This window comes from Calothrix sp. NIES-2100, from assembly GCF_963875285.1.
Lineage (GTDB): Bacteria > Cyanobacteriota > Cyanobacteriia > Cyanobacteriales > Nostocaceae > Aulosira.
The window spans coordinates 7615965-7629896 of the sequence record NZ_CAWNLA010000001.1; the positions used below are offsets into that span (position 1 = coordinate 7615965).

The window sequence follows — 13932 nt, forward strand, 5'->3', positions numbered from 1 at the left end:
ATCCATAGTATTATTTGCCAGTCTCTTTTAGTACAGTAAAAATACTGACTTAATGAATAAATAAATTTGGCTATAAAAAAATCTATATAAATTTACTGATAAATAATAGAAACTACTGTAATTATGCACGAGCCAACCCCGTCAACAGTCAACAGTCAACAATCAACAACTTTGAGCGGAATAATTTATTTTTTGGAGTTCCCTAACCAGGTTTTCGCCAGTGTGTTGGGGCTTCGACATAATCCGGTAGGCGAGTTGTGCGATCGCCTGCTGCTGCTGTAATTTGTTGTAATTCTAAATTTTTCACCCCTGTCAAAATCGCCCCTTCTAATTTGACATCACAAAGGTTCGCCCCCAAGAGGTTAGCTCCCATCAGATTTGCACCGTGGAGATTGGCTTCATAGAGGATTGCTTTAGAAAGGTTAGCGCCGATGAGGTTGGCTCGATACAAATCAGCTTCCGCCAAGCTGGCTTCTGACAGGTTGGCAAAAAAGATTTCTGTTTGCTGAAGTTTCGCCGCATTGAGGTTAGCTCCTTGCAGGTTGGCTCCATTCAAGTTCGCCCCTTGCAGGTTGGCTCCAATTAATCCTGTCAGCTGCAAGTTGGCTTTACCAAGCTTTGCTCCTTGCAAATTAGCGAGAAATAATTTGGCTCCTGAGAGATTGGCAACTTTTAGGGTTGCTTGTTGTAAATTAGCTTTATATAAGTTGGCTGCGTGCAAATTAGCTGCACGCAAACTTGCTCCTGCAAGATTAGCTCCCCGCAGGTTAGCTCCAGACAAATTAGCACGATTCAGGTTTGCCCAACAAAGATCAGCTCCACTGAGGTTGACTTTGGGTAGGTTGGCTTCATAAAGTATACTTCCAGTGAGTTTCGTTCCACTCAGATCTGCACCAGTCAAAGCAGCACCCCGCAAATCTGCACCAGATAAGTCAGCACCCCGAAAATCAACTCCTTCTAAATTAGCTCCTGGTAAATCTGCTCGTCTAATATCTGTATTCCGTAAATCTATTTTCTGATTTTCTCGGTCATGGAGATAATTACGTCTAGCAATGACTGTGAGAGCTACTTGTATATCAGTGGGAATTTTGGCTGATTGCTCTGGTAAATTCACATCCAACTGTTGTGTACGCTGGTTCTCGTTTCTGTGGTTGTCAAAATCGATAGACGCTAGATATTCCTCAGTTGTTTGCCCGCGATCGCGGATAGGAGCATTTTCCCGCACAAAAGCTGTGAGGATTTCCATAATTGTCCAGTGTTCTGACGGAAATTCCTGAGCGACTCTTTCTAAAGCATAAATTGCCCCCGTGCGGGTTTCGCTCTTATCATGTCCCAGCTGGGCAATTGCTGTCATAAACCGTTCGGCAATCAGCTTATCTTGAGATAGTTTAGCATTTTGCAGCCCCAGTTCAATATTTCTTTCAGCAGCGATCGCACTTTTATGTAAGGCTTGGGCACGCTTGGCTCCATAGTAAGCATTCACCAGCAATGCCAAACCTAGAAAAATGATGGCGATCGTCGCTAATGCTTGAATACCATATTCTATTTGTTGCTGAATTGATAATTGCCGAATCTTTGATAATACAAAGACAATTAAACTCAATAAGAGAGCAAATATAACTGTTATAACTATTAACCAATTTAAGAGTACGCCTGTCTTGTTAGCAGACATTGCAGAAATGTTCCTCACAACTCAGGATTATTACTTATCTTCTGAGGCAAAAAGTATATCATTTAGCATATAATTTGCATATTCTCCATTAGACGTAATTTATTGCGCTTTGCGTGTCAGTTGTCATTTGTCATTTGTCATTTGTCATTTGTCATTTGTCATTTGTCATTTCTCCGCGTCCCCGCGTCCCCTTGTCCCCCTCATCTCCCCTTCCCCCCTTCCCCCTTCCCCTCCTCATCCCTCAGAAAATTTCGCCTCTCTCAAGTTTGCTCCATCAAGTATGGCATCCTGGAGAATTGCACCATCCAGCTTTGCTAAGTATAAATTTGCTCGATATAAGTTGGCTCCAGCCAGGTTGGCTCCTGAAAGATTAGCTGCACTTAAAATTGCTTCGTTGAGATTAGCTCCAGCCAGGTTGGCTCCCGAAAGATTAGCCGCAGTCAGGATGGCTCCATGCAAATTCGCGCTACACAAATCTGCTCCCGAAAGATTAGTTTGATAAAGGTTTGTCTGCTGTAAATTTGCCCCACAGAGTTTAGCGCCTCTAATATCTATGTAGCTCAAATCTAGTGGTTCACTTTCTTTATCTTTGTAAGCATTTCTTTTAGCTAGCACCGATAAGGCTGCTTGAATATCGACACGAATTGTTGCTAATGGGTTGTCCTTGGCTTCTTTTTCTGGCTCTTTTTGAGCATTATTGCGGATAAAACTCGTCAGAGATGCCATGATTTTTCCATGTAATTTTGGATCTTCTTGAGCCATTGTGGCTAAATCATCAAATACAGCCAAATTGATTTCTCTATTTTGGCGTTCTAGCTGTTCAATTGCTAGGTGAAAACGTTGTGTATAAGAATATTTAGGAATAATTTGTACTTGGTTATCGTTAGCAAATATTGCTTGATAGATTTTTTCTAATAACAATATATTTTTTGGATTCCAAGTTTTTGCCGTATTGTAAGCACTTGCAATTCGTTTTAACATACCCGAAGTTATTTTTAATAATTTAGATATTTTCTACCCAAAAAAATAATCTAATTTAAGTAATTATACCACCAACCAATGTAATTACTCTGTACCCCTTTAATTTAGCAATAATCAGTAATATATAGTAGCCAGAGAATTAAATCAGCTAAACGAAAATAATTAGTAAGTGGCTGATCGGCTCACAATAGATAAAGGAACAGCATGTACTCAAATATGGAGATGCAGCAGGATAGAGAGCCAATATTAAAAAATTTGGTACTGGTTGGTGGTGGTCACAGCCATGCAATTGTGCTGAGGATGTTTGGGATGAAACCTCTACCGGGTGTGCGTTTAACTTTGATTACTACAAATTCAGATACACCTTATTCTGGGATGCTTCCCGGACACATTGCTGGTTTTTACACCCATGATGAATGCCATATTGATTTACGAGTATTAACCCAATTTGCCCAAGCACAGTTATACCTTGACCAAGTTATTAATCTGGATTTGAAAAATCATCAAGTAATTTGTGCTAATCGCCCTGCGGTAGATTTTGATGTCCTGTCTGTTGATATTGGCAGTACTCCGGCAAAAATATCTGTATCCGATGCAGCAGAATATGTAATTCCCGCAAAACCAGTATCAGAATTGCTCAAACATTGGGATGAATTACTGAGAAATGTGGCAGAAAAACTGCAAAAACCGATAACTATTGCGATCGCCGGCGGTGGTGCTGGTGGTGTAGAATTGGCGCTATCGATGCAAGCACAGTTACAGCGGATTTTACAGCCATCGGGGATTCTGGAAATTCATTTATTCCAGCGCGATCGCCAACTGATGGCGAAGTATGATCAATCAGTACAGCAAGCAGCTAGCCAAATTCTTACCCAGCGGGGTATTCAACTCCATTTAGGAGAAACTGTCACTCAAGTCACACCCCTAACAGAGAAGGAAAATCCACAGATATTACAAATTCAATGTGAATCGGGATTGACAGTAGAGTGTGACAAAATTTTTTGGGTAACTCAAGCTGCTGCACCTGAGTGGTTAAAATCTACAGGACTGAGAACTGATGACCAAGGCTTTATTTTAGTAGAAGACACATTACAATCCCCATCTCACCCCGATGTATTCGCCGCCGGTGACATTGCGACAATGATTAATCATCCCCGCCCCAAAGCTGGGGTATTTGCTGTGCGACAAGGTAAACCTTTGTTTGAGAATTTACAGCGGTATGTCTTAGGTAAACCGCTCAAACCTTATATACCGCAAAAGCAATATTTAAGTTTAATTGGTACAGGAGATAAAAAAGCGATCGCCACAAAAGGTGGATTCACTTTACCACCCCATAAATTATTGTGGCTTTGGAAAGATTGGCTTGATCGTCGCTTTATGCAACGCTTTCAACAGCTACCAAAAATAAAAGATATATAGCAGTTATATAGCGGTTTTCAAATCGGTGAGGTACAGTTTTAAATCGTAAAGCCTGTAGGGGCGGGGTTTCCCCGCCTTCGGTTGTATTTCATCCAAGTGAGAACCGCTATATTTGATTTGTAAAATTCAACAGACTCAGATCCCTGACTTCTTAAAGAAGTCGGGGATCTTGTTGTTCAACTGAAGCAGTTTGCGATCGCCTTCTCCATTCTCACCTAACATGTGTAGAGAGCTACGCTGGTGATACCTCTGACCCTTCATTTAATCAAAAAACCCTCGTAAGGGTGAGGTAACCCATTGGTGTCAACTTAAGTCAAAACGCTTATCCCACAGGCCTTTTACCCCACCCCTCAATCCCCTCCCCGTAAACGGGGAGGGGACGTTTTGGCTTTAGACAAAACTGGGGTGGGGTAATGCGGATCTTGATAGTACGTGATTTTGTATCAAATCACATCTTGGCAAGGGGTTCACGTTAAGTTGACACGTATGGGGGTTACCCCGCCCCTACAATCGTCTGAAATGACGAAAAATCCTTCGGGACTTACAACAAATAAATTACCCATATTCCGTAGTGCGAGCCGGAAAGCTCGCTGATGTTCATTCATCGAGTGAGACGCTCGCACTACAAATTTATTGGGTATTTAAAAAATTGGATGTCCCTTGTGTCAAGGGTGATACCCCTGATTCGCCAAGAGTATCCGCTTCTTGTCGCCAGACATCGCACCTGTGTACTTACTTGATCGCGGTGCGACAAAGTTTGAAGCCGATCAAAACGACTTTGACGACGATAAATACGATATTGATGACGATCAACACGACTTTTACGCCGATAAATACGATATTGATGACGATCAAAACGACTTTTACGCCGATAAATACGATATTGATGACGATCAACACGACTTTTACGCCGATAAATACGATATTGATGACGATCAACACGACTTTGACGACGATAAATACGATATTGATGACGATCAACACGACTTTTACGCCGATAAATACGATGTTGAAGCCGATCAACACGACTTAGAGCTATCTTTTGCTGATAAGTAGCTCAACGTAAATAAATATAATATGTTTTGTCATTGCGTAAAGCCTTCGGCATAGCTTCGCTTAACGCGAAGCGTCTCGTAGAGAGGAACGAAGCAATCGCAAAGACTGGCAATTCGAGCGCAGAATGAAGCAGTAAGATTAGCGTGTTTCAATCCCTAATAGGGATTTTAATTAATTGCAATCAAGAGTATTGCTCAGTCGTAGTTTTAGCTATTAGGCGTTTCAATCCCTAATAGGGATTTTAATTAATTGCAATAATATGACTACTACGAGAGAGAAAAATCTTACTGGTTGGGTCGATGGGGGGTATTATCCCCCGCACCTCCCATTTCAATCTGGACGTGCGCCTTTCGGTGCATCCAGCTTTCGACAAATCTGAGGCTATTTGCCTTTGCGATAGTGAACTAAATCGTGGCAAGATTCATGTATAGCCAAAAGGTTTTTAGGATGACAATTGTCATGGTTACCATCAATGTGATGGAGGTGAATTCTTTCAGCATCTACAAAACTTAAGCCACAAAATCCACATTTGTGGTGTTGAGAAATCAAAGCTTTGGATGTCGCACCATCATAGAATTTGGATTGACGTTGACTCCAATAAATCAGGTTGCCGTTGAAGGGAGAATAATCTCCTTTGACATTGACGAAATCATTTTCCGAGTAGGGGACTGGAGGAAATGCCTTTTTGACTAGGGTTTCGGCTTGGTAACGGTTCATTTTAGGTTGTTGGTTGAACACTTTAAATGTTCGGTGATTAATGAACCAGAGCGAAAACTGAGAACCAGACATTTTGCAGTAACGATGATAATTTCGCCAACCCCGAATAATTGGGGCTAATTTATCGGCTTTGATGGCTGCACCATCATGCGAGTTATTGATAATGGTTTTGACTTTAGCTTGAAAAGTTTTGAAGTTCTCCATTGCCGGAGTACATCTAAACTTGCCATTGTTCTGGACTTGAAAATGCCAGCCTAAAAAGTCAAAGCCTGTTGTCGCTCTAACTAATCTTGTCTTTGAGGCTTTTACATTTAGTCCGCGAATGTGCAAAAAGGCGCTGACTTTATCAAGTATTTGTGAAGCATTTTCATTCGGCTTGAGGATAAATACCATATCATCCGCATATCTGACGGATTTATGGATATTTTCGATGCCGTCTAATGCGATGTTGGCAAGAAGTGGGCTGCATACTCCTCCCTGTGGTGTACCAGAATCAGGGAATTCGGGATTTGTACCGATTTTCAGACTTCTCCACAGCCCTTGTTTGACGCTTTGCGGCGCGATTACCACAGACATCAAGAAGTTATGGTTGATGCGGTCGAAACATTTTTCAATATCGAGTTCTAGGATTCGTTTTTCCTTTCCATTCGCATGAGAGTTCAAGTTTTGGAAAATCAACTTTTGACAATCATGTGCCGAACGTCCTGGTCTAAATCCATAGCTTCTGGCATTAAATAATGCTTCGTGTGCTGGTTCTATCGCGTATTTGAGCAAGCATTGCCATACTCTGTCCCGAATCGTGGGTACTTTTAAGATTCTTTGAGTACCGTCTTTCTTTGGTATGGGAATTTCTCTGAGTTTTTGGGGTTTCCAATTATGAATATTTACCTTGATGTATTCATCGAGTTCAATTCTTTCAAAGAAAGTTAAGGACTTTTTTCCATCGACACCAGCGGTCTTCTTCCCAACATTTAATTGTGTGACTTGACGAATCGCTAATAATCTTGCACTCCGGGAACGGAGTATCAGCTTTTGGAGACTTTTGACAAGTTTTTGGTCATTGGCTCGCATCGCTTTATATAATCGACATTGTAGGCGAAAAAGGTTTTTGCGGAGTTTCTTCCACGGTAACGATTTCCACAGTTCACTGTAGTTTATTTCTACGTGTCTAACCATACTCTACGCCGCTAATTATACTCTGATTGCCTCGAACCAATTACGGTTCGTCCTACCTAATGTGGAGGTTTACTTATCTCGTCTTACCTACTAGAGTTTCGACCTTTCTCTAGACTCCATCATTATTTTTCCTCGTTCCAATTCTGGATTTTTTGATGATTTAGGACAGACCAGTTCGCCAATGTTCTTCTCATAGGAATACGGCTAACGAAACAATATTGCCGCGAGAATAAAAACATCAAGTCGGTATGTTTTTTTTCAGATTACCGCTTGGGATTATGACGCTTTTTTAGGTCTTGTTTATCCTTGTCATCTCCCCATTAACACCAGTGTGCCATATCTGCTTTTAGCTCTGATTGTGTCCTGTTTCCAGCTTCACTCTCTAGAATTCCGAGTCTAGTCGGTGTGGACAGGTTGGGAGTCACTGTTTCCTTTCCAGGGTAGGATTCTATACCTACATCCGAGAATTAGTTATGAGATTTTCCAGGTTTCATCCGGATTTTTCTCACCTAGAGCTATATACTTGGTAGTATTTTTTACTCTAGAACGAGTCGCACTGTTTCAATCCCTAATAGGGATTTTAATTAATTGCAATGCAGGCGAATTCTTACAAATCCGGTAAGCCGAAGGTTTCAATCCCTAATAGGGATTTTAATTAATTGCAATCTAGAGGCAAATACCATTGTCGGTACATTACCGTATTTGGCTTGGTTTCAATCCCTAATAGGGATTTTAATTAATTGCAATAAAGAGTTCCCTGCCAGAATTGGAAGAATTGTTGTTTCAATCCCTAATAGGGATTTTAATTAATTGCAATAATAATTACCGTTACTTTCTTTTACAAATCCACCCATAGTTTCAATCCCTAATAGGGATTTTAATTAATTGCAATCCCGTAAGCTTTTTTAAGCCTATAGAAAAGTCAGTGTTTCAATCCCTAATAGGGATTTTAATTAATTGCAATATTTATTTTCCTAGAATTTTGGTACGTTTAACCTGGTTTCAATCCCTAATAGGGATTTTAATTAATTGCAATTTATGCTGCTATATCAGCACTCTGAGAATTATCTACGTTTCAATCCCTAATAGGGATTTTAATTAATTGCAATTAGCAGCTTTGAGTGGAATTAGCGCGGGCGATGTGTTTCAATCCCTAATAGGGATTTTAATTAATTGCAATAAAGCAATTTGCTTCTGAACTAGGCATTAATGAAGTTTCAATCCCTAATAGGGATTTTAATTAATTGCAATTAATTCGTCAAAAATTCCGTAGTCTGTGAATTTTTGTTTCAATCCCTAATAGGGATTTTAATTAATTGCAATCTTAGTGGTGAATCACCACAATACTTTGGATGGGTTTCAATCCCTAATAGGGATTTTAATTAATTGCAATAACAACATTACCAATTTTGATACTTATTGGGGGAATGTTTCAATCCCTAATAGGGATTTTAATTAATTGCAATGCAAACTTCTCTTTGAACGCCCCAAAAAGTAATTTTTGGTTTCAATCCCTAATAGGGATTTTAATTAATTGCAATATTCCTGAATCAATGGATGTGTTTGTCTATTTCAGGTTTCAATCCCTAATAGGGATTTTAATTAATTGCAATGCCCGGAGTTGGAAGGCTTGCTGTATTTGGTTTTCAAGGTACAGTTGCGTCAACCTCAAATTAAAATAGCTTTTAGGACATTGAGTTGTCAAGGGTGTCATAGGCAAAAAGCTGCAAATGCTTGTATAGCAAGGGTTAGAGAATTTGCGTCAACCTCATATTCTCTGAAAAAGGGTTCAAAACTAGAGGCAGTAAGCTTTTGAGGCGCAAAATTTGACTGTTGTTTTTAAACACCTACTGGTTGACGCTAGACGCAGGGCAAAAGTCTTGTGATAGCGTGGGCGTAAAGCGGCTTGTTGTAGACATCGCCTCTGTCACGCCGATAGATACAATTTTACCAAAAAAAGTCAGTGGTTCGGCTTTGCCGTAGTTGAGCGTAGCCGAAACTCACCAACCTTGCACAAAGAAAGTCACGTAATGTTTGAATGAATGTCAAGGTATTTTGGGGTGGTACTCTATTTCTGCCCAGCCGTACAAACATTAATGTATTTATGCTCAATCTTAAAACCAGTTTTATTTTATTGTTTGTTGTTTGTCTGGTGGCGACTGGACTCACAGCCTATTGTTTAGGAGGAATTAATCCCGATGTGATTAAGTTGTGGTTGAAAAACTCTGGTATCTGGGCGCCTGTAACTTATGTAGTAATCTATGTGATAGCAACAATTTTAGTTTTACCTTCCACCGCCCTGAATTTAACGGGGGGCGCAATTTTCGGCGCTTGGCTGGGGACATTTTGGACAAGTGTAGCAGCAATTGTGGCAGCGATCGCTTCTTTTATTTTTGCGCGGACAATTGGACATGATGCTGTAGCTAAAAGATTAGCAGGGCGTTGGCAAGCGATTGACGCGGAGGTGCGCCAAGGTGGAGTCTATTATATGTTTGCCATTCGTCTAGTACCGATCATGCCCTATGGATTGGTAAATTTTGCGGCTGGGTTGACATCAATTAGCTTCAAAGATTACCTAATTGGCACGATTTTGGGGACAATACCGTCAGTATTACCATTTGTGTTATTGGGTAGTTCCGGCTTAAAAGCCATCCGTACAGGCGAAGTTATGCCACTGATTGGCGCTTTGGCGTTGACAGGAATGCTAGTAGCTGGATCTACCTGGTATCGCCGTCGTCGCAGTTTTCCCTTTCGTCGCAAAGATTAAGTTAATCATGCTACCCAAGTATTCTTTTATAGTACCGATTTACAACGAACAAGAGACCATCGAGGAAATGTACCGCCGCATTTCCCTGGTGATGAATCGGATGGATGGTGAGGTAGAGTTATGTTTGGTGAATGATGGTAGCCGCGATCGCTCTTTACAAATGATGCGAGAATTACATCAAAAAGATCCGCGTGTGGTTTACTTAAGTCTAGCGCGGAATTTTGGACATCAAATTGCGGTGACAGCGGGACTAAATTTTGTCCGAGGACAGGTAATTGTCATTTTAGATGCCGATTTACAAGATCCGCCGGAATTGATTCCCGATATGGTGGAAAAATGGCGACAAGGATATCAAATTGTCTACGCCCAACGTCTTCAACGCCGAAAAGAAGGCTGGTTTAAGCGTTTCACAGCCTATGCTTTTTACCGCATTCTCAAAAATCTCGCCGATGTAGATATCCCCACAGACACAGGGGATTTTTGTTTATTAGATCGTAAAGTTGTCGATGTTTTAAATGCAATGCCAGAGCGAAATCGTTACATTCGCGGCTTGCGGGCTTGGGTTGGTTTTAATCAAATAGCGATTAAATTTGAACGAGATCCACGGTTTGCAGGTGAGGTGAAATATACATTTCGCAAATCTTTAGGATTAGCAATTAACGGCTTAGTTTCTTTTTCTAAAGTCCCCCTGCAACTTTCAACTTATATGGGCTTTTTCGCCGCCCTAGTTTCCCTATTCATGTGTGTGCTGGTATTGTACTGGCGACTGATTGAGCCACATTCTTCCCTCACGGGAATGGCGATTATTTTGGTAGCCATTTTCTTTATCGGCGGCGTACAACTATTTAGTATTGGGATTTTGGGTGAATATATTGGGCGGATTTATGAAGAGGTAAAACAAAGGCCTCTTTATACCTTGGCAGAAGTAGCAGGTTTTTATGAAGAGTATAAGGAAATACCAAAAAATAAATTAATCAACCAGTAAAGGCACCGCATCTACAAACTTTCGCTAATACAGACATCTTATTTGGAAATGTTTAAGAGGTTGTGAAAAAAGTGTTTTGTTGTGATTTTACGCACCTCTTGATCCCCCCTAACCCCCCTAAAAAAGGGGGGAACCGGAATCAAAGTCCTCCTTAAAAAGAGGGATTTAGGGGGATATAGAACGTTTTAATACCTACAATAAAACTTTTCAAACATCCTCTAAGGCTTAACTGCTTACTCTGCTTCGCCAATTAATGTAAATGCAGCCCAATTTAATGGTTCAGGATACTTTTTGATAGTTGTAAGCATTGCTGAACGGAGTGCTGTAGCTTTATTAGGGTTTTGTTGTAGATTTTGATAAAAGTTGGTCATTAAAAATGTAGTAGAGTTATCCGATACCGCCCATAAAGAAACAATAATACTGGATGCACCTGCGGCAATCAAAGAGCGTGACAAACCGATAACACCATCGCCTTTTATATCTCCTCTACCAGTGTCACAGGCACTCAGAACAACTAAATCAGCATTGAGTTGCATTTCAGAGATTTCGCTGCTTGTTAATAATCCATCATCTCTAACAGAAGGGGCAAGAGCAATAGCTCCTGGTACGCCAAATCCTTTAAAATCATCCAGTAGTCCGTGGGTTGCTAAATGCACAATTCCTGCCGATCTCATCAAAAGCTTGACAAAAGTTTCGCTGGCCCCTTTACCCGTTAAAACTTGTGCATTCAATATTTTGCCAACTTCTAAAGCTTCTTGTTCAGCACCTGGTAATGATAATAGCTGCTGAGGTTGTTCGCCTACTTCCGGGGCTATACTAGGCATGGTCGGATTACCCACTATTAATGGGCGTGTTGTGATTCTCGTGCTGCGGTTTTTTATTTTCTGTTGATGGGTTAACTGCAACACTTGGATAGCAGGAGCCGTGAGAATAGTATGATTTTCAATCAGGTATTTACCTTGCTCATCTTGCAAAGCAGCGAAGGGAAGGAAAAATAAATTTCCTTGCGGGATAAAAATAACAGGTTCATCTGGATTTGTTGGTAACTCAGATGCTATGGGTTCAATCAAAATTTGATAGAGTTGTCGTAATAAATTTTGCTGTTGATTTTTTACTGACGAATCACCCATAACTACATTAATACCACCGCGACCTCTTGTGCCAATCAAATCGCGCTCTTTGGCAATAAAGTCTCGTAAAGATACATTTAAGGATTTAAGGTTGACTTGTTTAAAAGTAATTTTACCTGTAGGTTTCACTACCCAAATGTAAAGTTGTGATGGATGTGATTCTTCTTTACCCTGTTCTACTAATGGATCGTTAATGATTGAGTATTCAACGATTGTGCTTGATTTTTGCTGCGCAATTTGTTGAATTTGCTTGATATTAAGGGGATGATCGTTTGCGGGATTTATGCTATTAGCAGATAGTCTTGAAGCTAGTAGCTCCACAAAAGCTCTAGCTCTACTACGTTCTGCTATTTCTAAAGCAGCGTTGCTTTGATTTTGAGCTACTAAAGCTTGTTGTAAAAGTTGGTAGGAAGTAGCTTGGTTTTCAAAGATAGATATCTTCTGATCATCCGATAATCCGTTTCGTAAAAATTCCCAAGTTTGAACAGCAGTAAATAGTGTTTTTTCTGCATCAGTATATTTACCTTGGGTATTGTAAGCCAAACCAATATTATTGAGAGATGTAGCTTCCGCTACTTTGTCATTTGTTTGTCTAGCAATATTTAAAGACTGCTGATAATAATCTAATGCTTGTGGTAAATTACCCTGATTAACATAAACAGAACCTATTTTAGTCAGAGTTTCTCCTTCATCTGGCTTATTTTTAATCTGTTTTTGTACACTTATAGCTTGCTGATATAAATCTAAAGCTTGGCTGTATTCACCGAGTTTTTGATACGCTTCACCTATACCACTTAAAGATTGTCCTTCTAGTTGGAGATAACGTTCTTTTTTGATGGTGGTAGATGCTTGCTTTTCTTGTTTAGATTCCGAGGATTTAGATGCTTGTTGTTGGTCGGAAATTTGTTTAGCAATAGTTAGTGATTGCTCATATAAATTCTTGGCTTGAGAATAGTTACCCTGATGAATATAAATGTTGGCAATGTCAACAATAATTTGACCTTCCTGAAACCTATCACCACTTTTTTTGGTAATTATCAAAGCTTGCTGATATAAGTTTAAAGCTTTAGAGTACTGTCCTAAAGTTTGGTGAATTAAACCTTGAACTCTCAAGCTGATGCTGATTCCTTCTTGGTCGTTAATTTGTTTTTGAATTTGTAGGGCTTGCTGGCAAAACTCTAAAGCTTTGGAATAACGGCTGAGACTTTTGTTAGCTTGTGCGATCGCAGTTAAAGTTATACCTTCATCTTTACGAAACTTATTTTCTCTTTGAGCCGATAAAATCCATTCCAACTTGGTTAAAGCTTTTTGATATTCACCTATTCTCATCCAGTGCATAGCTGCTTGGTATTCACCACTCAAATATTCCGGATTACGGCGGTTTAATTGCTCTTCCAACTGATGTCGCCATGCTTGCAGTTGCCATTCTTGCATCTGTTGCTCCTGTTGCATCTGTCGCATCTGTTGGTGCTGTTGCTGCTGTTGCAACTTTTGCTGCTGTTGTTCACGTTTGCGTCGATTCTCTTCTTGGGAGCGCTGCACTTGTTCACTGATTTGACGCTGTTGCTCCTGGAATTGTTTATCGGCTTCTATATTAATTAATTGTGGAGACAGTATCGGCAAGTTTTTTAGTTGTTCCTGTGTTAGGAACGGAGTAAGAATTGGTTGTTCAGACGGTGGCTGGAAGTTTTTTAGTTGTTCCTGTGTTAGGAACGGAGTCACAATTGGTTGTGGCGCCGTTATCGGTAAGTTGTTTGGTAGCTCCTGTGTTTTGAATGGATTAGGAATTGGTTGTACAGCCGGTGTCTGGAAGTTCAGTAACGGATTAGGAATTGGTTGTACAGCCGGTATCAAGTTCAGTAACGGATCAGGAATTGGTTGTACAGCCGGTGTCTGGAAGTTTGTTGGTTGCTCCTGTGGCGGTAACGCAGTTGGAATTGGTGGTACCTGTGCCAGTTTCAAATGTGTTAGGTCATTTTTTTCCTCAGTTCTCGAATAGGCAATGCCAACATGGCAACTGAGAGAGAGT

At 40.4% G+C, this 13932-nt stretch carries 8 protein-coding genes and 1 CRISPR repeat array; of the genes, 4 read left to right on the plus strand and 4 right to left on the minus strand.

All coding sequences use genetic code 11. From position 1 onward, the window contains the following. Window positions 1–202: 202 nt before the first annotated feature. Window positions 203–1672, minus strand: a complete 1470-nt coding sequence (locus tag AACU32_RS31065) for a pentapeptide repeat-containing protein (RefSeq protein ID WP_096605507.1) — start codon at window positions 1670–1672, stop codon at window positions 203–205. 234 nt (window positions 1673–1906) lie between these two features. Continuing rightward, the gene (locus AACU32_RS31070) at window positions 1907–2653 is read right to left on the minus strand and encodes a pentapeptide repeat-containing protein (RefSeq protein ID WP_096605509.1); all 747 of its coding nucleotides are present in this window, start codon (window positions 2651–2653) and stop codon (window positions 1907–1909) included. Window positions 2654–2875: 222 nt separating this feature from the next. On the opposite strand from AACU32_RS31070, the gene AACU32_RS31075 reads away from it, so the two are divergent. Then, a complete protein-coding gene (locus AACU32_RS31075) occupies window positions 2876–4072 on the plus strand; it encodes an FAD-dependent oxidoreductase (protein ID WP_096608252.1) in 1197 nt (398 codons plus the stop codon). A gap of 705 nt (window positions 4073–4777) precedes the next feature. Further along, window positions 4778–5128, plus strand: coding sequence for a DNA primase (locus tag AACU32_RS31080; RefSeq protein WP_096605511.1), 351 nt, complete (start codon window positions 4778–4780; stop codon window positions 5126–5128). Window positions 5129–5509: 381 nt separating this feature from the next. Here AACU32_RS31080 and AACU32_RS31085 read toward each other — a convergent pair whose 3' ends face one another. Further along, window positions 5510–7021, minus strand: coding sequence for a reverse transcriptase domain-containing protein (locus tag AACU32_RS31085; protein ID WP_096597853.1), 1512 nt, complete (start codon window positions 7019–7021; stop codon window positions 5510–5512). A 558-nt stretch (window positions 7022–7579) separates the two neighbouring features. Beyond that, window positions 7580–8634: direct repeats of the CRISPR family, unit length 37 nt; unit sequence GTTTCAATCCCTAATAGGGATTTTAATTAATTGCAAT. Between the two features lie 491 nt (window positions 8635–9125). Here AACU32_RS31085 and AACU32_RS31090 point away from each other — a divergent pair. Next, the gene (locus tag AACU32_RS31090) at window positions 9126–9788 is read left to right on the plus strand and encodes a VTT domain-containing protein (protein ID WP_096608253.1); all 663 of its coding nucleotides are present in this window, start codon (window positions 9126–9128) and stop codon (window positions 9786–9788) included. Between the two features lie 7 nt (window positions 9789–9795). Further along, window positions 9796–10773: a glycosyltransferase family 2 protein gene (locus AACU32_RS31095; RefSeq protein WP_096605513.1), complete on the plus strand. Its 978-nt coding sequence runs from the start codon at window positions 9796–9798 to the stop codon at window positions 10771–10773. Window positions 10774–11006: 233 nt separating this feature from the next. Here AACU32_RS31095 and AACU32_RS31100 read toward each other — a convergent pair whose 3' ends face one another. Beyond that, window positions 11007–13865 (minus strand): CHAT domain-containing protein, encoded by a 2859-nt coding sequence (locus tag AACU32_RS31100; RefSeq protein WP_339378407.1) that lies wholly within the window; start codon window positions 13863–13865, stop codon window positions 11007–11009. Window positions 13866–13932: the final 67 nt, after the last annotated feature.